The 24,223-nt window shown below is 45.1% G+C and carries 23 protein-coding genes, 1 tRNA gene and 1 other annotated feature; of the genes, 10 read left to right on the top strand and 14 right to left on the bottom strand.

Features of this window, described 5'->3' with window-relative positions; genetic code table 11:
* The first annotated feature begins 211 nt into the window (after positions 1–211).
* From rpsL to PL11201_RS07750, 6 genes are all read left to right on the top strand, one after another.
* On the top strand, positions 212–583 hold the full coding sequence (gene rpsL / locus PL11201_RS07775) for a 30S ribosomal protein S12 (RefSeq protein WP_026786431.1): 372 nt from the start codon (positions 212–214) through the stop codon (positions 581–583).
* 132 nt (positions 584–715) lie between these two features.
* Positions 716–1,186, top strand: a complete 471-nt coding sequence (gene rpsG / locus PL11201_RS07770; protein WP_026786432.1) for a 30S ribosomal protein S7 — start codon at positions 716–718, stop codon at positions 1,184–1,186.
* Between the two features lie 68 nt (positions 1,187–1,254).
* Complete coding sequence (gene fusA / locus PL11201_RS07765; RefSeq protein ID WP_079678030.1) at positions 1,255–3,330, top strand: elongation factor G; 2,076 nt, start codon at positions 1,255–1,257, stop codon at positions 3,328–3,330.
* A 108-nt stretch (positions 3,331–3,438) separates the two neighbouring features.
* A complete protein-coding gene (gene tuf / locus PL11201_RS07760) occupies positions 3,439–4,668 on the top strand; it encodes an elongation factor Tu (protein ID WP_079678029.1) in 1,230 nt (409 codons plus the stop codon).
* A gap of 150 nt (positions 4,669–4,818) precedes the next feature.
* The gene (rpsJ, locus tag PL11201_RS07755; RefSeq protein WP_197046222.1) at positions 4,819–5,127 is read left to right on the top strand and encodes a 30S ribosomal protein S10; all 309 of its coding nucleotides are present in this window, start codon (positions 4,819–4,821) and stop codon (positions 5,125–5,127) included.
* Positions 5,128–5,263: 136 nt separating this feature from the next.
* Entirely contained in the window at positions 5,264–5,905 is a 642-nt protein-coding gene (locus PL11201_RS07750) for an LON peptidase substrate-binding domain-containing protein (protein WP_079678028.1), read from the top strand.
* A 163-nt stretch (positions 5,906–6,068) separates the two neighbouring features.
* Here PL11201_RS07750 and PL11201_RS07745 read toward each other — a convergent pair whose 3' ends face one another.
* The gene (locus PL11201_RS07745) at positions 6,069–8,120 is read right to left on the bottom strand and encodes an ABC1 kinase family protein (protein ID WP_079678027.1); all 2,052 of its coding nucleotides are present in this window, start codon (positions 8,118–8,120) and stop codon (positions 6,069–6,071) included.
* 691 nt (positions 8,121–8,811) lie between these two features.
* Here PL11201_RS07745 and PL11201_RS07740 point away from each other — a divergent pair.
* The gene (locus PL11201_RS07740; RefSeq protein WP_079678026.1) at positions 8,812–9,891 is read left to right on the top strand and encodes an NF038130 family PEP-CTERM protein; all 1,080 of its coding nucleotides are present in this window, start codon (positions 8,812–8,814) and stop codon (positions 9,889–9,891) included.
* 85 nt (positions 9,892–9,976) lie between these two features.
* On the opposite strand, the gene PL11201_RS07735 is transcribed toward PL11201_RS07740, so the two are convergent.
* The 5 genes from PL11201_RS07735 to leuB form a co-directional block, all read right to left on the bottom strand.
* Positions 9,977–11,398 carry an energy transducer TonB gene (locus tag PL11201_RS07735; protein WP_079678025.1) on the bottom strand — a complete coding sequence of 474 codons (1,422 nt, stop codon included), beginning with the start codon at positions 11,396–11,398 and terminating at the stop codon, positions 9,977–9,979.
* A gap of 29 nt (positions 11,399–11,427) precedes the next feature.
* Positions 11,428–11,766: an SAM-dependent methyltransferase gene (locus PL11201_RS07730; RefSeq protein ID WP_234996636.1), complete on the bottom strand. Its 339-nt coding sequence runs from the start codon at positions 11,764–11,766 to the stop codon at positions 11,428–11,430.
* A gap of 73 nt (positions 11,767–11,839) precedes the next feature.
* Complete coding sequence (locus PL11201_RS07725) at positions 11,840–12,970, bottom strand: GlcNAc-transferase family protein (RefSeq protein ID WP_079678024.1); 1,131 nt, start codon at positions 12,968–12,970, stop codon at positions 11,840–11,842.
* Positions 12,971–13,042: 72 nt separating this feature from the next.
* Complete coding sequence (locus PL11201_RS07720; protein WP_079678023.1) at positions 13,043–13,675, bottom strand: vWA domain-containing protein; 633 nt, start codon at positions 13,673–13,675, stop codon at positions 13,043–13,045.
* Positions 13,676–14,128: 453 nt separating this feature from the next.
* Complete coding sequence (gene leuB, locus PL11201_RS07715) at positions 14,129–15,217, bottom strand: 3-isopropylmalate dehydrogenase (protein WP_079678022.1); 1,089 nt, start codon at positions 15,215–15,217, stop codon at positions 14,129–14,131.
* Between the two features lie 206 nt (positions 15,218–15,423).
* Here leuB and PL11201_RS07710 point away from each other — a divergent pair, with 206 nt between their 5' ends.
* Positions 15,424–15,897 (top strand): universal stress protein, encoded by a 474-nt coding sequence (locus PL11201_RS07710; protein WP_079678021.1) that lies wholly within the window; start codon positions 15,424–15,426, stop codon positions 15,895–15,897.
* A 139-nt stretch (positions 15,898–16,036) separates the two neighbouring features.
* Here the strand turns inward: PL11201_RS07710 and rplL are convergent, their stop codons facing one another.
* The 8 genes from rplL to rplS all read right to left on the bottom strand — a co-directional run bounded on the left by rplL (position 16,037) and on the right by rplS (position 20,409).
* Positions 16,037–16,423 (bottom strand): 50S ribosomal protein L7/L12, encoded by a 387-nt coding sequence (rplL, locus tag PL11201_RS07705; protein WP_079678020.1) that lies wholly within the window; start codon positions 16,421–16,423, stop codon positions 16,037–16,039.
* Positions 16,424–16,488: 65 nt separating this feature from the next.
* Positions 16,489–17,037 carry a 50S ribosomal protein L10 gene (gene rplJ / locus PL11201_RS07700; protein ID WP_079678050.1) on the bottom strand — a complete coding sequence of 183 codons (549 nt, stop codon included), beginning with the start codon at positions 17,035–17,037 and terminating at the stop codon, positions 16,489–16,491.
* 101 nt (positions 17,038–17,138) lie between these two features.
* Positions 17,139–17,319: a sequence feature (ribosomal protein L10 leader region), on the bottom strand.
* 129 nt (positions 17,320–17,448) lie between these two features.
* Entirely contained in the window at positions 17,449–18,165 is a 717-nt protein-coding gene (gene rplA / locus PL11201_RS07695; protein WP_079678019.1) for a 50S ribosomal protein L1, read from the bottom strand.
* 159 nt (positions 18,166–18,324) lie between these two features.
* The gene (gene rplK / locus PL11201_RS07690; protein WP_079678018.1) at positions 18,325–18,750 is read right to left on the bottom strand and encodes a 50S ribosomal protein L11; all 426 of its coding nucleotides are present in this window, start codon (positions 18,748–18,750) and stop codon (positions 18,325–18,327) included.
* Between the two features lie 3 nt (positions 18,751–18,753).
* Complete coding sequence (nusG, locus tag PL11201_RS07685; RefSeq protein ID WP_079678017.1) at positions 18,754–19,428, bottom strand: transcription termination/antitermination protein NusG; 675 nt, start codon at positions 19,426–19,428, stop codon at positions 18,754–18,756.
* On the bottom strand, positions 19,425–19,655 hold the full coding sequence (gene secE / locus PL11201_RS07680; RefSeq protein WP_079678016.1) for a preprotein translocase subunit SecE: 231 nt from the start codon (positions 19,653–19,655) through the stop codon (positions 19,425–19,427). Before secE ends, nusG begins: the two co-directional genes overlap by 4 nt.
* A 179-nt stretch (positions 19,656–19,834) precedes the next feature.
* Positions 19,835–19,907, bottom strand: a tRNA-Trp gene (locus tag PL11201_RS07675).
* Between the two features lie 115 nt (positions 19,908–20,022).
* Complete coding sequence (gene rplS, locus PL11201_RS07670) at positions 20,023–20,409, bottom strand: 50S ribosomal protein L19 (protein ID WP_079678015.1); 387 nt, start codon at positions 20,407–20,409, stop codon at positions 20,023–20,025.
* 82 nt (positions 20,410–20,491) lie between these two features.
* Here rplS and PL11201_RS07665 point away from each other — a divergent pair, with 82 nt between their 5' ends.
* Both PL11201_RS07665 and PL11201_RS07660 read left to right on the top strand, forming a co-directional pair.
* Positions 20,492–21,778 (top strand): inorganic phosphate transporter, encoded by a 1,287-nt coding sequence (locus PL11201_RS07665; protein ID WP_234996635.1) that lies wholly within the window; start codon positions 20,492–20,494, stop codon positions 21,776–21,778.
* Between the two features lie 652 nt (positions 21,779–22,430).
* A complete protein-coding gene (locus PL11201_RS07660) occupies positions 22,431–24,146 on the top strand; it encodes a DMT family transporter (RefSeq protein WP_079678014.1) in 1,716 nt (571 codons plus the stop codon).
* Positions 24,147–24,223 lie beyond the last annotated feature (77 nt).

The following is a 24,223-nucleotide window of genomic DNA, read 5'->3' as shown; positions in this document are numbered from 1 at the left end:
CCCCTGCTCCCCCTGCTCCCCCCGCTCCCCCCGCTCCCCACTACAAAATCGAATTTGCAAAAAGTGGCGATCTAGGTTATTATGATCTTTTGGGTGTCAACATCTGACCATACTTTTGAAAGAAAGTCCCATCCCCTGGTAGGGGAGGGATATTTCAGTGGAGATACCTCAAAACTTCAAATTGCCGAATTATTTCAGTATGTCGTAACTCATGCCCACTATTCAGCAACTAATTCGTTCTGCACGGGAACAGACTCAGAAGAAAACAAAATCACCTGCCCTAAAGAGTTGCCCTCAACGGCGGGGAGTCTGTACACGGGTTTATACAACCACCCCTAAAAAACCTAATTCCGCGCTGCGTAAGGTGGCAAGGGTGCGGCTAACCTCTGGCTATGAAGTGACAGCATATATTCCGGGTATTGGTCACAACTTGCAAGAACACTCCGTAGTAATGATTCGAGGCGGTCGGGTGAAAGATTTGCCTGGAGTTCGATATCACATTATTCGCGGAACATTAGATACGGCGGGAGTCAAAGATCGTCGTCAAGGACGCTCGAAGTATGGTGCCAAGCGTCCTAAATAGGAGCTTTGAGTCAGGGCTAAGTTAAATCCTGTGCTGGTGTTGTTGGAGTAAGACTAACAACATTAAGCCTTTGGTGACTTGTCCCCATCGCTGAAAATCTTAAATTATCTATTGTGTTAAGGAAGATACAATATGTCTCGTCGCAGAGTTGTGCAGAAGCGTCCGATCCCTGTGGATCCGGTCTATAACAGTCGCTTAATTAGCATGATGGTACGTCGCATCATGAAGCACGGAAAGAAATCCATTGCCTACCGGATCATTTATCAGGCTCTGAAAACAATCGAAGAAAGAACCGGTTCAGAGCCTCTTGAGGTCTTTGAAAAAGCCATTCGGAATGCGACTCCCCTGGTGGAAGTCAAAGCACGGCGGGTGGGTGGTGCAACCTATCAGGTTCCCATGGAAGTTCGCTCAGAACGAGGAACGGCTTTAGCCCTACGTTGGTTAATTCAATATGCTAGAGCCAGAACCGGACGTTCCATGTCCGTGCGATTGGCAAATGAACTGATGGATGCCGCTAACGAAACTGGAAGTGCAGTTCGTAAACGGGAAGAAACTCACCGGATGGCAGAAGCGAATAAAGCCTTTGCCCATTATCGGTACTAAAAAAATGGATAGCAGTGATATCCGTAAACGTATAAAATCTTAATAAAGGTTTAAAAAAGGAGGTAGCTGTGGCACGTACCGTCCCGCTTGAGAGAGTACGGAACATTGGTATTGCAGCCCACATTGATGCGGGCAAGACAACCACAACGGAGAGGATTCTGTTCTACTCCGGCATGGTTCATAAAATGGGCGAAGTCCATGAAGGAACAGCAGTAACCGACTGGATGGCTCAAGAGCGGGAGCGTGGAATTACCATCACGGCTGCCGCTATTACCACCAGTTGGAAAGATCATAAGATCAATATCATTGACACTCCGGGTCACGTTGACTTCACCATTGAAGTCGAACGTTCGATGCGGGTGTTAGACGGTGTGATTGCTGTCTTTTGTTCAGTCGGTGGTGTACAACCCCAATCTGAAACGGTTTGGAGACAAGCAGAACGCTATAAAGTTCCTCGGATCGTCTTTGTGAACAAGATGGATCGCACGGGTGCTAACTTTTTCAAAGTTTATGAGCAAATCCGCGATCGCTTAAGAGCCAATGCTGTTCCGATCCAGATCCCGATTGGTAGTGAAGACAACTTCCAGGGATTGGTGGATTTGGTGGAGATGAAAGCTTATCTCTACACCAATGACAAAGGAACAGATATCGAAATCACCGATGACATTCCTGAAGCTGTTAAGCAGATAGCCGAGGAATATCGGGTGAAACTGGTGGAGTCGGTGGCAGAAACCGACGATCACCTGATGGAGAAGTACCTGGAAGGGGAAGAACTAACCAACGAAGAAATTGGGACTCAGTTGCGCAAAGGCACCATTGCCGGGACAATTGTTCCGCTTCTGTGTGGTTCTGCCTTCAAAAATAAAGGGGTACAACAACTGTTAGATGCAGTAGTTGCCTATCTCCCGGCTCCATCGGAAGTTCCGCCAATCCAAGGAACCTTATCAAATGGTGAGGTTGACGTCCGTTATGCCGATGACGAAGCGCCTTTATCGGCTCTAGCGTTCAAGATCATGGCTGATCCTTACGGACGCTTGACCTTCGTTCGGGTCTATTCCGGTGTTTTGCAAAAGGGCAGTTATGTCCTGAACTCCAGCAAAGATAAAAAAGAACGGATTTCTCGCTTGATCGTTCTCAAAGCCGATGATCGGATCGAAGTCGATGAACTGCGGGCTGGAGACCTAGGGGCAGCCTTGGGTTTGAAAGATACCCTCACCGGTGATACCCTCTGTGATGACGCGAAACCAATTATTTTGGAATCTCTGTTCATCCCCGAACCTGTGATTTCCGTGGCGGTGGAACCCAAAACCAAACAGGATATGGAGAAACTCTCCAAAGCTCTCCAATCTTTGTCAGAGGAAGATCCGACCTTCCGGGTTTCCGTTGATTCCGAGACCAACCAAACCGTAATTGCCGGGATGGGCGAACTTCACTTAGAAATTCTGGTTGACCGGATGTTACGCGAGTTCAAGGTTGAAGCTAACGTGGGCGCGCCCCAGGTGGCGTATCGGGAAACCATCCGCGAGTCGGTTAAAGCCGAAGGCAAGTTCATCCGTCAAAGCGGTGGTAAAGGCCAATACGGTCACGTTGTGATTACTCTCGAACCGGGTGAAGCGGGTAGCGGGTTTGAATTTGTTTCCAAAATCGTTGGGGGAACTGTACCCAAAGAGTACATCAACCCGGCTGAACAAGGGATGAAAGAAGCCTGCGAAACCGGTGTGGTTGCGGGTTATCCTCTGATTGACTTGAAAGCAACTCTGGTGGATGGCTCTTACCACGATGTAGACTCCTCCGAAATGGCTTTCAAAATCGCGGGTTCTATGGCTTTGAAAGCGGCAGCTAATAAGGCTAAACCCGTCTTGTTAGAACCCATGATGAAGGTTGAGGTGGAAGTACCTGAAGACTTCATTGGTAACGTGATTGGAGACCTCAACTCTCGCCGAGGCCAAATCGAGGGTCAAGGAACAGAACAAGGCCTGGCCAAAGTGACTGCTAAGGTTCCCCTAGCAGAGATGTTTGGTTATGCCACCGACATCCGTTCCAAAACCCAAGGTCGGGGGATTTTCACCATGGAGTTTAGCCACTATGAGGAAGTTCCTCGTAGTGTTGCTGAAGCCATTGTTGCCAAAAATAAAGGCAACTAAATGGGTAGTGGGGTTGGGGTTAATAGTTAATGGTTAATCACCAAGAACTCATACCTGACCCGGTGCCCACAATTATTTTTCTTGAAAACTTTCAATTCTTAACTGAAAATGGCACGCGCAAAATTTGAACGAAACAAACCCCACGTTAATATCGGTACCATTGGTCACGTTGACCACGGTAAAACCACTTTGACGGCTGCAATTACCATGACTTTAGCTGCTTTGGGTCAAGCCACAGCTAAAAAATATGATCAAATTGATAACGCACCCGAAGAAAAAGCCCGGGGGATTACGATTAATACGGCTCACGTTGAATACGAGACCGAAACCCGTCACTATGCCCACGTTGACTGTCCGGGTCACGCTGACTATGTGAAAAACATGATCACCGGTGCTGCCCAGATGGACGGTGCAATTTTAGTGGTATCGGCGGCCGATGGCCCCATGCCCCAAACCCGTGAACATATCCTATTAGCCAAACAGGTCGGGGTTCCCAATATCGTTGTCTTCATGAATAAAGAAGATATGGTGGACGATGCTGAACTGTTGGAATTGGTGGAACTGGAAGTCCGGGAACTGTTAAGCTCCTACGGTTTCGAGGGTGATAGTATCCCCATTGTTGCCGGCTCGGCTAAAGAAGCTTTAGATTTCATGGTGGCTAACCCCAAAACCGTCGTAGGCGAGAATAAATGGGTAGATAAAATTTACAAGTTGATGGAAGAAGTGGATGCCCATATCCCCACTCCTGAACGTGACATTGATAAGCCTTTCCTGATGGCCGTTGAAGATGTCTTCTCCATTACTGGACGGGGTACGGTGGCAACGGGTCGGATTGAACGAGGTAAAGTCAAGGTTGGCGATAACGTTGAACTGGTGGGAATTAGAGCGACTCGTGCCACCACTGTCACGGGTATAGAAATGTTTAAAAAGAGTCTGGAGGAAGGGATGGCCGGGGACAACGCCGGTCTGCTGTTACGCGGTATCCAGAAAGCTGATATTGAACGGGGTATGGTGATTGCCAAACCTGGTTCGATTACCCCCCATACCCAGTTTGAATCTGAGGTCTATATTTTAAAAGACTCCGAAGGTGGACGTAAAACTCCTTTCTTCCCCGGCTATCGTCCTCAGTTCTATGTCCGAACCACCGATGTTACCGGAACCATTAAAGCCTTTACCTCCGACGCAGGTGAGGAAGCCGAAATGGTTATGCCTGGTGACCGGATTAAAATGACGGTGGAACTGATCAACCCAATCGCCATTGAACAGGGGATGCGCTTTGCTATCCGTGAAGGCGGCCGTACCGTGGGTGCTGGTGTTGTGTCCAAAATTCTGAAGTAGGCTTTGTGAATTAAAGCTGCAAAGTTAGGGATAAGGTTGCAGAAAATAGGAAGGGTTTGATCCTGTTTCTGCACCTTCTATCTTTCAAGATAATGTGACTGCTCAAGCCGATAATCCTGAACCTAGAAAACTGAACACCCCATGGCAACTATTCAACAACAAAAAATTCGGATTCGTCTCAAAGCCTTTGATCGTCGTTTACTCGATACCTCTTGTGAGAAAATTGTAGATACGGCGAATCGGACTAGTGCCACTGCGGTTGGGCCGATTCCTTTACCCACAAAACGCCGGATTTACTGCTTATTGCGTTCTCCCCACGTTGATAAAGATTCCAGGGAACACTTCGAGACTCGTACCCATCGTCGCATTATTGATATTTATCAGCCTTCTTCTAAAACCATTGATGCTCTGATGAAATTGGATTTACCCGCAGGGGTAGATATTGAAGTGAAACTTTAATTTTCCGCTTCGACTATTCTCAACCTACTCAACCTACTCAACCTGACCTTTTAATATGGGTTTTGAGTAGGTTTTTTGATATTTAGAAATTGACCCAAGATCTGCTACGTTGTTAGTAGCTCTTACTTAACGGACAATGGCATCATTTTCCTCAATTGCTGTTCGAGAACTTCCTCTGTTTCCGCTACCAGAAGTGGTTTTATTTCCAGGTAGACCCCTGCCTCTGCATATTTTTGAATTTCGTTATCGGATTATGATCAATACTATCCTGAATACGGATCGCCGGTTTGGGGTATTAATGTTTGATCCGAATCAAGGTCAAGTTGCTTCTGTGGGTTGCTGTGCGGAAATTGTCCAACACCAACGTTTACCTGATGATCGACTCAAAGTGCTGACTTTGGGACAGCAACGGTTTCGGGTATTAGAAGCGGTTCGGGAAAAGCCTTATCTGGTGGGTTTGGTGGAATGGATCGAAGACCAACCCCCTCAACAGGATTTAAGACCCCTAGCAACGGAAGTAGAACGTTTGTTGCGCGATGTGGTGCATCTGTCTGGAAAGTTAATGGAACAAAATATTGAACTTCCTGATGATATTCCCGGTTTGCCGACGGAACTTTCCTATTGGGTCGCTAGTAACCTCTATGGCGTCGCATCCGAACAACAAACGTTGTTAGAAATGCAAAACACCGTCACCCGTTTAGAGCGGGAAGTAGAGATTTTAACTTCAACCCGCAGCCATTTAGCTGCCCGGACAGCCTTAAAAGATGCTTTAGATTAATAACTCCGTAGAGGGGTAATTCATGAATTACCCCTACTATGGAGGTGATGCCTAAGTCCTGTTATAGCGCTACGCATTACAGTTAGGACACTTCTAAATCCAGCCAACTCATTCCCTGTTCCCTAGTGCTATAGCTGGGATTTTTGATCATAAATTAAACTGATTAACGACTCTGTGGCAAAGATAGGGGCTGTTGAGGAAAAGATTTTCCAGGACTAGAATGTCCGTTTTTTTCAACAGTAGACCCCAATTGATTATCTTCAGAAACTAGAGGATCAGCAGATAAAAATAACTCCCGAATTAACCTAGCAGCAGCTCGTTGGGCTAATTCTCCCGCTACTTTTTGACTAAGGTGTTGGACTTCCGGTTTAACTATTAAACCCGGAACCCGCTGCACTAATAGCATCGGATCAAACCCTTTAGTATCTTGGAGAATACCCACAATTCTTTGAATGTGTTCTAAGTTATTTTGATTGGGGGTGGGTTGAGGCGTTGCTGTAGGAGTTAGGGTGGCTACTCCCATCCATTCTGCCACTTTAGATTGGGCTGTGGTCAACGCATTGCGAGAAGCTAGATCAATGCTTTTAACTAACTCATTCCCTAACTGTTCTCGAATTAATTCCCCCCGTTCTGAAAATAAAAAGTCTAGGGTTTGATCTAAGACTTGGTTAATATCATAATCATCACTATTTTGGGCATTTTTGAGTAAATTCTCCAAACGATTCCAGCGGAATGATCCATCCTTAAATAATAGATCTTTTAAAGAGGTTCTTAACTCAACTGAAGGATCGGTTAAGAGTCTTTTCGCCACATAGGGATAGGCTTTACTTAACACTTTAAAATTGGGATCAACATTAATAGCAATCCCTTCTAAGGTGACTAAAGACCGAATAATTAGGGCATAATAGGCCGGAACTTGGAAGGGATACTCATACATTAATTCCGAGAGTTGATCCGTAATACTCTTAAAATTCAGTTCGGCAACACTCGCCCCCAAAGCATTACTAAACACCTCCCCTAAAGCTGGAATAATGGGGGTTAAATCAGTTTCCGGTTTTAAAAATTCTAACTTAACATAATCTTTCGCCAACCCTTCAAAATCCCGATTAACTAAATGCACAACAGCCTCTAATAACCCATATCTTTGATAGGGTTTGACTTCACTCATCATGCCAAAATCGAGATAAACTAATTTCCCTTCAGGACTGGCTAATAAATTACCCGGATGGGGATCGGCATGGAAAAAGCCATGTTCTAATAATTGCCGTAAAGAACATTGTACCCCCACTTCAATTAAATAACGAGCGTCAATTCCTCGGGCGGTCACTTCTTCTAAATTGGTTAATTTAGTTCCGTTAATCCACTCCATGGTTAATACCCGTCGCCCGGTATAACCCCAATAAATTCTAGGTACATAAATATCGGGAATATTGCCGTAGAGTTGTCTAAATCGTTCGGCATTTCTGCCTTCATGGTTGTAGTCCATTTCTTCATAAATTCTTTCCCCAAATTCATCCATAATGGCGACTAAATCACTGCGGATAAATTTAAACCTTTTCTTTGCCCACTGGGCTAGGGTTCGTAAAATATAAATATCCAGGGCAATACTTTCGGATAAACCCGGACGTTGCACTTTGACCGCGACGGTTTCTCCGGTTTTTAATTTGCCTTTATAAACCTGCCCCAAGGAAGCCGCAGCTAGGGGATCAGCACTTAATTCTGCATAGATATTATCGGGGTGATCGCCTAATTCTTCTTCAATAAATTGATAGGCAACTTGATTGGAGAAGGGGGGAAGTTGATCTTGTAATTTGGTTAATTCGTCTAAATATAAAGTAGGCATGACGTCGGGCCGGGTGGATAGGGCCTGTCCGACTTTAATAAAGGCTGGGCCAAGTTCGGTTAAGGTGGTTCGCAGTTGAATTGCCCGTTTTTTCTCGGCTTTAACTTTTTTTCCCCGTTTGCCATCTAACCATAATCCCAAGGCAAAGGAACCGAATTTCCAAATAATGCTCAATAGGCGTCCCCAGACCTGGAACACTCGGGAACGGTAATAGTCGGCAATGGCAACGGGATCGTAGCGTAACGTAGGTTGATCTGATTCATTGTGGATAGTTCCCTTGGGTTGGGGGTGATGTTCGTCCATGGACTTTGAGGAAACATCAATGGTGGCCGGGGAAAATGATCCGTTCGGTTCGAGTTGGGTGATAGTCATGGGGTGAATCTAAATCAAGCCGGGGCTGAGTTTTGAATTTGTATTAACTATTGTGACACTCCCCCGAATAGAATTCGAGGGATTTTTGTACTCTAAGACAATCATGGGTCAGGGCTGGATGGATAACTATAGTGCTACGCATTACAGCTAGGACACTTTTTAGTCCTGAAACCCTTTCACTGCTTACTGTTCCGGTGTTCTAAGAGTGCGTAGCGCTACAACTAGTTCTGAGCATGATAGCAATATTTTAGAATCAGAGTTTTTTTAAGTAAATTTACGGAAGGCGGGGGCCTAAAATCGATTCAAAATCTTAACTATGTAAATTTACCGATGTTGATCAATAGCATTTAGGTAAGAATTAAAGGTTTACCTTAACTTTACAAAAAAACCGATAAATTCATCAAAATTTTATAGACATTTCCCCAGGATTGAATATAATAACAATAGATAAAGTTAAGAACCCCAAAAGCCAACTGGCTCAAAGCGTTCACCAGACTAACTGTTAAATGAGGGTGCTAAAGTTCTTCCGTTGAAGTGGAACTTTAATATATTTAAAAAAACACAGTCAAAGATCATCGTCTAAAGTGACATGAATCACAAACCAATCCATCCCAATCGGTTTTAATCGGATTCAGCATCACTTAATAGACAAAAATTCTAAGAAAACCTTCTACTTTCTGGAGAACAGATTATGGCAGCTTCATTAAAAAAACTCTTAATTGGCACTTCCGTCGCAGTGGGAATGAGCGCAGTTGCTAGTCTCCCGGCAAAAGCCGCCTCTTTCGACTTTAACAATAGCGAAACCAATTACGCCACCTACACCCACAACAGCAACAACCTTTGGATTAAAGGGAATGAAGCTGCCGCCATTAGTGCACTGACTGATAATAATCTCCAAACAAACGTTGAACTCAACTACACCAATGAAACCAATAGTTCCAGTGTTGGTTTTACAGCGACCGCCGGAAAACACACCGCCAAAGTATCCAGCGTCACCACGGATGAATTTAATGCTTTCCAAGGGGACTGGTTAAATGGCCTATTGAATGCCTATCAACCTCTGAAAAATGTTTGGAATGCTTCATCAGCAGCGTTTCAAGATGTGGCATTAGGCGCATTTAAGAGTTCAGTCGGCTTTGGAGATCCCAACATTGCTGAGTTCTCCCTGGACAAAACCGGTGCAATGTCGATGAAAACAATGGGTTTCTTTGACCTCAAGCCAAAAGTTAATACCCTAATTAGTACATATAGCAACACCCAAATTAATTCGCCCCTCTCTCAAGCCAATAATGCCCTTCTTACCGTTAATCAGGGGATCAGCACGATTCAAAACAACACTCAATACAAGTTATTAACCAGCGTACCCTATAACCTTCTAAATGCCACTCAAAAGGCTGCACTCAATAACTTCAATATCCAACTATCAACATTAAACACTCAAAAAACGACACTGACCGCCGGAATTGCCACACTGACCGCAGCCAAGCAACAGGTTGATTCCTTCAACAATGCTCTGAGCCAAATTCAGAACTTACAAATCAGTGAAATTGTTAAAGTTGAACTGGACGGTGTATCAGAGTACGTCTATAGCTTCAACGCCGAAAATTCCGGCTTCGTAGCTAAAGATGATGGAAAATCCTACAGTGGAGTCTATTCTTGGAGCAAGGCAGGCACACCCGCCGCAGTTCCCGAACCCTCTACCATCTTAGGACTGATGGCCGTTGGTGGTTTGTTCGGTGCAGCCAAACGTAACGCTAACAAAAAAGCCTAATTTCAGTATTTCAGTTTTCGGTAAGTCAATCGGAGAAGCAGAAAAAGAGAGGAAGCAAATCCCTCTCTTTTTTTGTCCATTTGCCTTAAATTCCACCTTCTGAGTTAGATTTGGGCTGAGGGTCTGGGGTTTCCGAAGCTGGAGGAGTTGACTCGGTAGACTCCGGGGGTTTTTGTTCAACGGGATTAGTCGGTGGTTGTTGGGTTTCTGAACTCGGAGGGGATGGCTGTGCTGGTGGTTGAGCAGCAGCCGCGGGAGGATTGGGAGATTTTGGAGTCTGGTTATCCACGGTTCTGCAATTCTCCTGAGCGTTAAACTGAAATTGAATTTGATAGGCTTTGGGTGAACTACTCGGGTCAAAGGTCATTTCCCGAACAGCGGCGATCGCAGCATTATCGAGAACCGGAGAACCCGTAGCTAATAACGGTTCTGGCCCTCGTAAAATTTCTCCCCCTGTCCCGGCAACCACTCCAATTAAAGCCTTTCCTGTTAACTGTTGTTCACAAGCCGCCGCCGGATATAAGCGGTTTGCGACCATCGGAGAGGCAGTTTCTAAATTGGGATAGTCCGTTAGTAAACTATTCACCCAGTTTAAATAAGCCCCTCCTCCTTGTAACATCGCTGTTTGTTGCTCACTGACGACACCTTCAGGAGTTTTGGGTTGTTGGGCTGGTTGTTGGGCTTTAGCCCCTCCTCCCTCTTGTAAACCCTTCTGAAGTCCAGCCAAAATCGAGCCTTTAGGGTCTTTTGGTTGGACATTGGGATTATTTTCAGGAGGTTTGGGATCGGCGGGAGGATTAGGATTATTGTTCGGATTGAACACCGAGGGGCTGCAATTGCCATTATTAAACATTGGTGGACAATTGACGTCCTGACCCAATTCCCGAATTAACTGTTGTCGCAAGGCTAATTCATCCCTGGGAGGTAAATTCCCAGGTGGTTTGGGTTGTCCGGGAACTTCGGCCGTGGGAACATTGGGATTACCGAAGCCTAAAGCTGGCCCTGGAACAAAGGATAAAGACGGACTAGAGTTAGGCAAAAATCCAATAGAACCAGAATTAAGATTACTGGAATTAGACCCCTGGGAAACAACCGGAGGCAAACGATAGGTCGGTAAACCAGGGGAATTACTCGGGGGCGGTAGGGGAATATTAGTCGGCCATACGGGAAGGGATGCCCCCGGCATGAAGTCGGACGGTGCGGGGGGAGGAATAATATTATCGATGGTCGGGACTGGAAGAATAGATAAAGAGGGAGAGAGAGAATTTAGGGGAGTGAAGGAGAGTTTAGAGGGGGCGGCTGGATAAACACCACTAATTTGTTCGGGGGAAAGTTCCACCACTTGAACTGTGGGAGGGAGTTTAATGGATTGGGAATAGAAACTAATATATTGAATATTGGCTGCAAATACTCCGTGCACCCCTAAAGATGCCAACACACACAGGACAACCGGTTGGCGAAAGGTGGAGGGGACAAATTCAGCAAAGGATGTTGTCGAAGCCGTCATAATAAATTTTGATTTTAAATAGGAATGACTCAGGGTTGAGTTTTGACAATCCGACTCGCACAATAGGATAAACGTAAATGGGGGCGATCACCTAACCCATTATAAATCACTTGATTGGGTAGCGCCGCCCGTTCCATTATATAAGCCTGTTTTAGCAAATTAGGCGGTTTTAAGACTTCCCAAACTTGCTGATCAACAGAACTAAATTCCATCAACACCACAACATCCGCCTGGTGCATGGTTGTTTCTAAGTCGGCGACGGTATAAATTGCGGGTAGGATGGCTAACTTTTGCTCTCGAACTGTTAGGGGAATACCCAAACTCGCCACCGTCGCCAAGGGAGAACAAATTCCAGGGATAGCCTGCACTATAACTCAATGACGGAGTTTTTGTAAGGTTTGTGCCAGATAATTAAAGGTACTATAGAAGAAATAGCAATAATTATTCTAGTTTCTGAAATAATAAAGATTTTGTGGGAATTCCTTTAGCAGCTGTTTCTGATATTTCTTGGGTTTGGAAATTGATCCCACAAAAGTTTTGATAGTCTTCGATAGTTCTGAGATTTCCAATATCGTAAATTTCTAAACTTTCTGCTTCTAAGGGACTAATTCTTAATATTTTTTTAACCCTTTCTCGGGATTTTTGCTCTAATTTAAACCATTCAGAATCAACATCCCAATGTTTTTTCGCATTGGTGCGAGTATAATAGTGATAAATTGTAATTTGATGGGGATAAAAAATATCCCATCCCTTTGTCCAAGCTCTAGTTGAAAGGGTGATTTCTTCCCCTCGAAAATAGAGAAACGGATCATAGGGAACTTCTAAATAAAATTGTCGGGGGGCGAAAATAAATCCTCCGGCTAAAAACATTCCTAACTGGGGTTCAGAATAGGAAGCTATACTTTCTCCAGCGACAAAACTTAAAATCCCATGGTCATCAAAATGATGCGCGGTTAAACGGGTACTGGGATATCCAGGGGGAATTTCATCGGGGGGAAGATAGGGGGGAGTATAGGCGGAAAGGATGGGTTTGGGACTAGGACATTGGGCGAGTTGTTTGAGTAATAAACTATCCCAACCTTCGACAAATCGATGGTGACTATCTAATTGTAAGATAAAATCTTCATCATGAAGTAAGCGCTGACCCAGGGATCTTGCCCAACAGACACCGAGGGATTTTCGCGCATCAATTTCAATCATTTTACAGGGAAATTCCTGCATTTTTTCGGTAATATTTTCATCCTCTCCGTGGATAAATTGCCAAACAATACCAAAGGTGATTTTTTCGGGACGATGGGCTTTTTTTAAGGCATCTTTTAGGGTAGGAATCAGTTCGGAATCTCGATAGGCGGCTAGATGTAAAAATATCTTGGGATCGGTAAAATTAAGTTTGGGTACTGGGATGGGTGGGGTTTCTGAAGCCGGAGGAGTCTCGGGCGTAAAAGTCCGAGCCATTTCTAGGATTTTTAAGGCAACGGTTGCCCGTTCTGACGGAGGTAATTTTTCATCAATTAAAATAGAATCCAAGGTTTTAATTGATTGAGACACTAATTTTTTCGAGGAAGATTCCATTATGATTACTAACCTTTAAAGATCATAAAGATCATCAGGACAATACAGCAAAGGCATCCTGCCAACCCAAGTTTAATCAACAATGGCTTTGAGCAACACATCGGTTAAACTCATAGAATCTAAATCCGATAGGGTAATGGTATTACAAATATCAAATTTAGCCCCCTGACTTTGTAAATTATGATCTAAGCCCTGAAAAAAGGTGGTGACATCAGTATTAAAACCAACTTGAATCAGTTCAATAGCTAATTCTTCATCTCGATTAAGTTGATTGGCTGCATCAATAATAATTTGTCTAAGAGCAGTAGGATTTTCAATTTCTCCCGAAGTCACAATGATAATGGTTTCACCATTGGCTTTGGTTTGTTCCGTTGCCCGTCTGCCAAAATAGTGATCGGTGGCATCTTTTAGTACGGGGGATAAACGATTTTTTCCCGATGGTTGATGATGTTGAAAAAGATAAATAATTCGGTCAGAGGTAACATTTTCATACCGTTGAAATTGATCGGAAAACAAATATAGGGTGATGCCGTCAAGATCAAATTGTTCGCAATAACTGGCGATGGCTAAAATCGATTCTTGAATTAAATCCCAGCGACTTTTGCCTTTAGATTTTTCAATCGTCGCCATACTCTGACTACTATCAATAATTAAAGTATAATCGCGATCGCATAAGACCGATCCCCCTTCTAACAAAATGTCCATCTGGATTGACTCCTAAATTTTTGATCCTATTCTTAACCTATCAGGTCTGGTGATAGTTGGACTCCCAGACTGGGTAATCAGCGAATGAGTATGTTAGGATGGGGCGCGGTCAATGACCTAGTGGAATTAATGACTAATCTACAGTCTCAATCCAGTAGTCCCTAACCGCAATTCATCCCACGCTGCTCTAACGAATCAGACGTGGAACTTCGGCGCGAAGATGCTAAAATTCTCCATCCTGGGGAAGTATCATTTTTGAGGCTGTTATGATAAAATACTTTTGTGATGAAATTTTGGGGACTGAGCGCTCTGTTGAACTGAAAGGGGGAGAGCGCTCTTTATTCTTGTTATAGCAGGGAACAGGGAATTACGAATGGGTTTTGGGTGATATTCAGTGAGCGAGGACGCTCCCCCTGCTCCCCCTGCCTCCCTAGGATTGCTATATACCATTAACTAATTTTCTTCTAGGGCTTTTAACAACAATTCTCCTATTTGCTGACAACCGACTAATTTCATCCCCTCAGACATAATATCCCCAGTCCGATATCCCCAATCTAAGATTTTTAAAACCGCATTTTCTAGTTTATCCGCCGCCACGGGTTGATCTAAACCATAGCGTAACATCATCGCCGCGCTCAGGACTTGGGCGAGGGGATTGGCCTTATCCTGTCCCGCAATATCGGGGGCTGAACCGTGAACGGGCTCAAAAACCCCAGGGCCAGATTCCCCTAGGCTGGCAGACGGTAACATTCCAATACTTCCAGTTAACATAGCCGCTGCATCGGAGAGAATATCACCAAATAAATTCCCCGTCACAATGGTATCAAATTGTTTAGGGGCGCGAACTAACTGCATAGCTGCGTTGTCAACATATAAATGAGACAATTCGACATCGGGGTATTCGGAGGCGAGTAGGCTGATCCGATCGCGCCATAATTGAGACACATCTAAGACATTTGCCTTATCCACAGAACAGAGTCTGCCCCGACGTTTCTGGGCAGTTTCAAACCCGACACGGCCAATCCGATCAATCTCAGATTCGGTGTAGGCCATCGTATTGACGCCTCGTTTTTCTCCCGTTTCCGTCTGAAAAATGCCCTTGGGTTGTCCAAAATAAATGCCCCCGGTGAGTTCGCGGACAACCATAATATCCACCCCCTCCACCACTTCTTTTTTCAAGGAAGACGCATCAATTAAATGAGGTAAGATGGTAGCGGGACGCAAATTAGCAAATAATTTTAATCCCGCGCGTAACCCTAATAATCCGGTTTCTGGCCGTTGATGGCGGGGTAAATTGTCCCATTTGTATCCCCCAATCGCCGCTAACAGCACCGCATCACTCTTGAGACACTGTTCCAAAGTTTCTGGAGGCAGAGGTTCTCCGGTGGCATCAATGGCGGCTCCTCCCATCAAGGCTTGATGAAAATTGAAAGTAATATTCAGTTGCTTGCCAACGACTTTTAACGCATCGACCGCCACCGCTATAATTTCAGGGCCGATTCCATCGCCAGGAAGGAGAGTAATGCGGTAGTTTTGACTCATAATCTAAAGAAAGATAGTAACAAAACAGATGGGGTCAGACGAGGATGAACCGGGTCAGCGATCGCCCAACCTTTAAATATAGCATTATTTTATCAAAAAATAAGATTTTTAGTTTAAGATAGAAAACAGGGAATCGAGTATTTTTAGATAACAGATTTTAGAAACTGACCGACAACGGAATTAAACAAATTAAGGAGGACAAGAATATGGCCTATAAAAAAATTTTAGTATCAATTGATCAGACTCCCCAAGCCGAGTTTGTTTTTCATCAATCTTTACAACTGGCCAAACTGTACGAAAGTCAGTTAAAACTGTTTCATTGTATTAGTATATCACCGATGATTTTGGGTTCTCCCGGGGATTTATATGGTCAACGGTTAAATCAAGTGGCACAAATTCAACATGAATTAATTGAAAAAGAAATTAATGAAGTTTCTGGATGGTTAGCCACCTTCGTTAGTTATGCCCAACAGCAAGGAGTTTCTATTGAAACTGAATATCAAGTGGGAGAAGCGGGATATTGGATACGAGAAATGACCCAAAAATGGGGTGCTGATTTAGTGATTGTGGGCAGACGCAACCGTTCAGAATTGGCGGAATTGTTTTTAGGGAGCGTGAGTAATTATGTCGTTCATCATGTCAAATGTTCCGTATTAATTGTACAGCAACCTGAAGATTAAAAGGATTAATTTTAATTGATTGTAGAGACGAGCCACGGCGCGTCTCTCTTTGAGTTTGTATTATACTAAAAAACCTGATTTCTCAATCAGAAACCAGGTTAGGTATGAACAAAAAAACTAAAACTAAGCAACGTTAAAATTATTTGATGGAAACTTTAGCACCAGCTTCTTCCAGTTTACTCCGAGTATTTTCAGCGTCATCTTTATTAGTAGCCTGTTTAACCGCTTTGGGGGCTGCTTCCACTAAATCTTTAGCTTCTTTCAGACCTAAACCCGTCAGTTCACGCACCACTTTCAGAATTGCAATTTTCTTATCAGCCGGGAATTCTTCCAAGATGACATCGAATTCAGTTTTTTCTTCAACTTCTTCCACAGGGGCTGCCGCACCAGGAGCAACCATCGCCACACCCACAGGAGCCGCGGCACTCACACCAAAAGCTTCTTCGATTTGTTTGACTAATTCAGACGCTTCTAACAGGGTTAAAGACTTCAGTTGTTCCAGAATTTGATCAGTAGTTGCAGACATTTGTTAAACTCCTAGACAATGTAACGGTTTGTGTTTGAGACTCGTGGGCCAAGTATTCCGAGAAACTAAGCAGCTTCGTCATTTGAGCCATCTCGATCTTTTTCGACATAGGCGTTAAGTGCCCGTGCCAAAGACCCTGGAACCTCGTTGATACCGACGGCCAGTTTGGTTGCCACACCATTGATAGCCCCAGCAATTTGAGCCATAAGTTGCTCTTTGGAGGGTAAATCTCCTAAAGCTTTAACGTCACTTTCACTCAGCAGCTTGCCTTCCATGACGCCGCCGCGAACTTCCGTCTTTTTAGAAGCCTTCTGGAACGCTTGGTAGGCTTTAATCGCACTACCGAAGTCTTCCTTAACTAATAAAAAGGCGTTAGAACCCTTGAGCAACTCATTCAAAGGTTGCCAGTTGCTTTGACCCTCTATGGCGATCCGCATTAAGGTGTTTTTTGTCACCTTGCAAACACTACCTGAAGGACGAAGTTGTTGCCGTAAATTGGTGATTTCCGCAACGGACAAGCCGCTGTAGTCAATCACAATAGCCAGTTGTGAATCTTTAAGGGTTTCCTTAAGTTCGGCAACAATTTCTTGTTTATTTTCTAGGGTTCTTCCCATTCTTGTTGAACCTCCTTGTAGCATTGCAGTTCACTTTCATCTCCCCAAGGTGATGTAGTGTCCCACAATGGTTGACTCCTTCCCCGATGAAACAGCAGCGATTTCGCCATAAAAAACCTCGGTTCTCTCACCGAGGTCAAGACTTAAAACTTAAACATAAATCATCCACACAGACAGATTAATGAGGTCTGTAACCTGATTGTTTAGCTTTAAACTTATTGAACCTCGGCAGGAAATTAAGCGTTTCGCCCCTGCTGTCTGCGGTGAGTTAGTCGTTTATTGGTTTAAATACGCAGTCTTTCATGGTTGCATATTTTATTGGATTTGTCAACCCCCAATTCCGACTAGATCACCAGGGAAATCAGAACACCCTGGGTAAATTAATCCTCAAGGGTGACTGAAATCCCCAGATTAAACTAGGTCTGCAATTTTCAGTTCCCGCAGTGCCGTAATATCCACTTCAATCGACGGCCCCATAGTAGCCGCGACAAACACACTGCGCCAGTAACGACCTTTAGCCCCAGAGGGACGGTTGCGGTCAATACATTCTTGTAGGGCGGATAGGTTCACCAGCAAATCGGCTGCGGAGAATCCGGTTTTCCCAAACATAACGTGAACGATCCCCGTACGATCAGCACGGAATTCCAACTTCCCAGCTTTGAATTCGGCGATCGCCTGTGCCACATCCGTCGTCACCGTTCCCCCTTTAGGAGAAGGCATTAAGCCCTTCGGCCCTAACAAACGTCCCAGTTTAGCCACTTGAGGCATCATATCCGGTGTGGCAATTAAACAATCAAAATCCAGCATTCCCTTCTGGATCTCATTAATCAAATCTTCAGATCCAACAAGATCAGCCCCTGCTGCTTGAGCTTCGGTGACTTTTTCCCCTTTTGCCAATACCGCCACCCGGATCACCTGACCCGTACCTTTGGGTAAGCTTACCGTTGTTCGGAGTTGTTGGTCGGTATATTTGGGGTCAATACCTAAACGAATATGGGCTTCAGCTGATTCAGGAAACTTAGCTGTAGCGGTTTCCTTCAACAGATTAATCGCCTCTAAAGGTTCGTAGGGTCGGTCTTCAACCTTTTTTCTGAGTTCTCGTAATCGACGGGATTCTTTTCTTGCCATTCTATATCTCCTGGGGTGATAACGAAGCTATACTTCTCCCCCAATAAAGGGTTAACGGAAACTACCTGAAATACTCACCGAATTCATTAATTGATTGCCGTTGAGCTAACCATTGAGACCGCCAACAGTTGAGCGTGCAGTTATCGGTCACAAATCGGATCAATCAACAATGGTTACACCCATATTGCGGGCGGTTCCAGCCACAATTTTCATGGCTGCTTCCACATCATTGGCATTTAAGTCGGGCATTTTGGTTTCTGCAATTTCTCGTAACTGAGCTTGCGTAATTTGGCCGACTTTTTTGCGGTTTGGTTCCCCCGAGCCCCGTTCGACTCCAGCAGCTTTACGAATTAATACCGAAGCCGGAGGGGTCTTGAGAATAAAGGTAAAACTGCGGTCTTCAAAAACCGAAATTTCCACCGGCACCACAAGACCTGCTTTATCTGCGGTTCTGGCGTTATACTCTTTGCAAAACGCCATAATATTCACCCCATGTTGACCCAGGGCTGGGCCGATTGGGGGTGCAGGGTTGGCTTTGCCCGCAGTAATTGCCAACTTAATAACTGCTACAACTTTCTTTGCCATTCCTTAGCCTTGTTTTTCTACCTGATTAAATTCTAATTCTACCGGGGTATCCCGTCCAAAAATCGAAAGTAGAGCCTTAAGCTTACTCCGTTCTGGACTGACTTCAATCACACCCCCTTCAAAGTCTTTAAATGGCCCGGAAAGCACAATGATATGATCCCCAATCGCCATTGCTGCCTTGACAATCGGTTCCTGTTGTTGCGCTTGTCTGAAAATCCGTTCCACTTCAGCATTACTCAAAGGCAAAGGTTTAACGTGACCTCGACCCCGACCGGAATGCCGTTTTTGTTCTGCCCCAACGAAATTAATTACGTGTGGCGTGTTCTTGACCACCTGCCAAGCTTCATCGTCAATTTCCCAGCGATTGAGTTCGTTATTCCATTTCAGTCTCATCTGGATGAGAACATAACCTGGAAACACTTTCTCCTCACCATGTTGACGACTGCCATCTTTGCGCAGTTTAATCATTGGGGTGTGGGGGATTTCCACCTTCAAAATTCGTTCCGCAACATCTAGGGTTTGCACCCGTTGTTCCAGGTTCGCCTTGACTCGCTTTTCACAGCCAGAAGCCACCTGAACAGCATACCAACGGCGCTCTCCGGGTGAAAACTCCTGGGAACGTTCGTCCGTATCTGCCATTTGGTCTGAATGTTGTGATTCGTCCGATGTAAAAGTCATCCGAAGATTTGCCCCGACGCCCAACGAAGGAAGTTGTCTGCTAAATAGATCAAGCTGGCCGAAAGAGTGACCATCAACAATACCCCTGCCGACTCACTCAGTAGTTGCTGTCGGCCAGGCCAGACCACTTTGTCCAATTCCTCTTTCGTTTCTTTGAGGAACGTAGAAGCGTTAAAGCCAGAAGTCGTTCCTTCAATTGCAACTTCTTCTTTCTTGTTGACCACCATGAACTCCCCTTGCGATCTTACGGTATCTGATCCTGATCTTAGCTGAAAGAGGGTCACACAGCCGCCCAAACTTTTAAAACTATCATACTGAACGCCTCCAAACAATGTTCCGATCTGTTGCTTTTCGGAACAATGCCCAGACGAAAGCAATCTTGCGTCTGGGCATTAGAGGTATCCAGCGCGCCCTGGAGGACTTGAACCCCCGACATCAGGTTTTGGAGACCTGCGTTCTACCAACTGAACTAAGAGCGCATAGCGGAGTGGCTGATCTTCTACCTTATTTAGCTTAACACAACTTACAGAGTTTGGTTAAACTTTTTTTCCGACCACCACTAGGGGAATCATGGAATCTCTGGTGCTGCCCAAATTACAGACTCCGGTCAAACCGTTGTTTAACGCGAGTGGCTTTACCAATCCGATCGCGGAGATAGAACAGTTTAGCCCGGCGGACTTTACCCCGACGGATGACTTTAATATTCGCAATTCTCGGAGAATGGATTAGGAAAACTCTCTCCACCCCCACTCCTTGAAAAATCTTCCGCACGGTGATCGTGGCGTTAATCCCGCCATGGCGTTTAGCAATCACCACTCCTTCATAGGGCTGAATCCGTTCTTTGCCACCCTCTTGAATTTTCACCGCAACCTTGATCGTATCACCGACATAAATCTCGGGAAGATCGGGTTTATTGAGTTGCTGTCGGAGGCTTTCAATTTCTGCCGTTTCAATAGAACGGATAATTTCTCCCGCTTTCATGATAATTTTCCAAAACTCACAAGATCCGATTATAGATCGAAAAGGACTGTAAAATCCATAGCATTCACCTGGATTCACAAAGATGTTAGACCAATCCATGACCGTCATCGTTGAAATTGTGTTGCTGTGCGGTTTAGCCTTCTATGTTGCCTGTAATCTAGGGGCTAATGATGTAGCCAACTCGATGGGGACGTCGGTGGGTTCCAAGGCATTGACCCTGAAACAAGCGATTATCGCCGCCGGAATTTTAGAATTTACCGGGGCAGTATTTTTTGGAGAGCGAGTCTCTAAAACCCTAGCCACGGAGGTTGTTAATCCGGAAGTTTTTAGCTCCACGCCTCAAGTTTTTGTGATCGGGATGGTATCGGTATTGCTTTCCGCCGGAGTCTGGTTACAAATTGCTACTCGTCAGGGATTACCCGTATCTTCGTCCCATGCGGTGGTGGGAGCGATCGCTGGATTTAGTTGTATTGCCGCCGGGGTCAAGGCGGTCAACTGGCAGACGATTGGTTTAATTTCCCTGACTTGGTTAATCACCCCGGTGATCAGTGGTTTAATTTCAGGATTATTCTACAAGCTGATCAAATATTGGATTTTAGACCAACCCGATCCCCATCGCCAAATCCAAGAATGGATTCCCTGGTTAAGTAGTATTTTAATTGGAATTTTTGGGGTGATTGTTTTCCCGATTTTGAGTTTACCCTTGCAAAAGATCCTAACCCAATGGGGGTGGACGTTACCCGTCCATGATATTCCTTTAGGGATTGGGGTGATCGCTGCGGTCAGTTTAACCGGATTCAGTTGGCGACAATTGGATCAACAGCAGCAGGATTTTAGTTCTAATCCCCTACCGGAAAAATTTCCTGGGATCGAAAAACAACTGGCAGGATTTCAGGTGATTAGTGCCTGTTTTGTAGCTTTTGCCCACGGGTCAAATGATGTGGGCAATACCATCGCCCCCCTAGCCGCAATTTTAGCGGTAATTAAAACGGGTTCAGTTCCCCTAGATGATATTGAAATCCCGATTTGGATTTTACTATTAGGGGGGAGTGGAATTGTCACCGGACTGGCCATCTGGGGTGAAAATGTGATTAAAACCGTGGGGGAAAATATTATTTCCCTGCTTCCGAGTCAGGGATTTTGTGCAGAATTAGCCACGGCTACCACCGTATTATTGGCATCCCGTTTAGGATTACCCGTTTCCACCTCCCATGCGTTGGTAGGGGGTGTGGTGGGAATTGGACTGGTGCAGGGGGGAAAAGAGGTACGCTTGGATACCGTCCGTTCCATTGCCTTAGCCTGGGTGATTACTGTTCCCAGTGCGGCTATAATCAGTGGGATTCTATTTAAAATATTCAATGGATTTTGACACTCTCTAGCATAAACGCTAGAGATTCTTAATTCAGTGACTGACCTTTAAGCACCGTATCCCTTTCGAGCAATACTCAAACCTTTCAATCGTGAAAAGTCACCAATTGACGAGCCTGACTTACGGCAACCCCAGAGGGTCTATCTCCGCTCATCGTACTAGGATACGACCTAGAGTTCGGGCGTGCCCCGCCCTACCTTAATTGATCAAACCAAATTATATGTTTTCTGGTAATGAGAATGGGTTGATTCTCTAGCTCTGTTTTACAAGGTTTTCGCTACCCTTCTTGTTACTCTCAAGGAGTTTTCAGGTTCGAGGGTGCCGACTAAAAGCCGCTTCACAACCGCCCACCTTGGGGATTTCAACCATCTCTATCTTAATCCAAAGCCGTGCTAGAAGCACGGGGTTTTAGACCCAAATTCTCGATAAAATATGGCAGATTGGAAACGAGCGTGTCTTTACACGCTGAGTGAGCTATTGTTTAGTTTAGGTTTTTGGGGATAATTCTTCCGGAGGCTTTGCCATTTTTCCCGTTGTGCCTTTATCGGTAGAGACTAGGATTTCTAGTCTGTAAATTGTGAAACCCGATATGCAGCGTTGGTGTGAGTGGCGTCATAGCTGAATCAGCAGATCAATAAGAGGTTAATCACGAATGGGGACACAGGACAATCAACCGCCACCTTTAGGATCGGGAGAAACCACATCCGCAGAAATCATCCTAAGTTCGGTGATACAGGAATTAGAAACCTTCCATCACCAGATTAAGGAAAGATATCTGTCGGATATCCAACGACTCGAAACGGATAAAGTTCGCTTAATTGGGGATATTGAAAATCTGCAAACGGAATATCAGCGACTGCAATCTGTGCAGTTACAAATATTGTCTGATCGCGTTCCTCCCAATCGAGCTTGGCTCAAACAACTGACTCAAATTGTGGCGCGTGATGTGGAACAATCTTTGATCGCACGCATTAATCAAATTAAAGCAGCCAGCGATCCGCCTTTATTAGCGGCTGATGCGAGTGGACTGCTTCCGAGTGAGGATATCGGTGCAGAAAACTTCAATAATCGAGAGTTGGAAGCGGTTTTGGAAACCAGTCTGAACCAAACCTTTCAAAGCTTACAGCAGGAGTTAGGTAACTATCAAAGTAACCTATCTCGACGGTTAAACCATATGCAAACCTTGGAACAGCAGGTTGAAGCCTTGCTAGAAACCATTGTTAATCGTTTGCAAGAACAGGTGGAAACACCAACTCTCTGGGGGGAGAGTTCCCGTCCAGGACTACCGAGTGGACGTTCTGACTCCCTGCCTCCAACTAATACGGCCCCGACAAATCGCCCGGAACCCCTTGGGAGTTCCCAGCCCAAGTCGTCTTCTCCGGTGCAGTTGGGTCTATTTTTGGCGTTACTTTCGGCGGTATCTCTATCGTTGTTTAACGTTTGTTTAAAGATTATTCTCAAAGGGCCACAACCCCGAGAAATCTTGGGTTTATTTTCCCTAGAAGGAATTATTAGTCCGGGGATCGGAAACTCTTTATTAATCTTGTTACTCCGCATGATTGTGGTCATGGGACTGATGCCGATTGTGGCAACGTTCCTTTATCCTCCGGTATGGGGTGATCTGCGACGTTTTCTTCAGTCCGGTGATCGTCGCTTAATGCTGACGGTGATTGGCAGTGGATTTTTCTTGTTTTTATCCCAAGTCGCTATCTATGTGGCTATTGGTGAGATTCCGACCGGAATTGCGATCACGATTTTCTTTATCTATCCGATTGTAACGGTAATTGCCTCTTGGGGCCTATTTGGAGATCGACCGACCCTAATTCGGGTGATTGCCATGATTATTATTCTGGCTGGAGGGATTCTCTGTTTACCTGCTCGAAATCCTAATATCGCTATGGGAAATGTACAGGTGGGGGTGATTGCTGCGATCTGTGCAGGTGTAGCCTTTGCCGGGTATGTGTTACTGACTCAGGTGGCGGCGGGAAAACTCCATCCTATCCCGTTTAGTTTGGTGAACTTTGCGTCTATTTTTGTCTTTTCTTCTCTGAGTTTAATGTTGCTACCCGATAGTTTGGGGATTAATATTGAACCGGGAGTTTGGAACGGACTAATGATTGGAGGTGTTGTTTTAGGTGTTCTCACTCTATCGAGTTATTTATTAAATAATTTCGCCATTCGCTCGGCGGGAGCTGCCTTAGCCTCCATTATTGGGACAACCGGGCCGGCATTAACCGCGTTGTTTGCCTTCTGGATTATTGGTGAGGCGATTAAGCAACAACAAATCTATGGGATGGCGTTAGTGATTTTGGGTGTGGGGACGATGAGTTTTGAACGAATGATTGGCTCAAAACGCAAGACTAGCTAAGGTCTGGAGCAGGGGGAGCAGGGGAGGCAGGGGGAGCAGGGAGAGCAGGGGGAGCAGGGGGAGCAGGGGGAGCAGGC

Origin of the sequence: Planktothrix sp. PCC 11201, assembly GCF_900009135.1 — a bacterium.
Lineage (GTDB): Bacteria > Cyanobacteriota > Cyanobacteriia > Cyanobacteriales > Microcoleaceae > Planktothrix.
The sequence above is the reverse complement of the archived record's forward strand: the minus strand, read 5'-3'. Positions and strand labels throughout refer to the sequence as shown.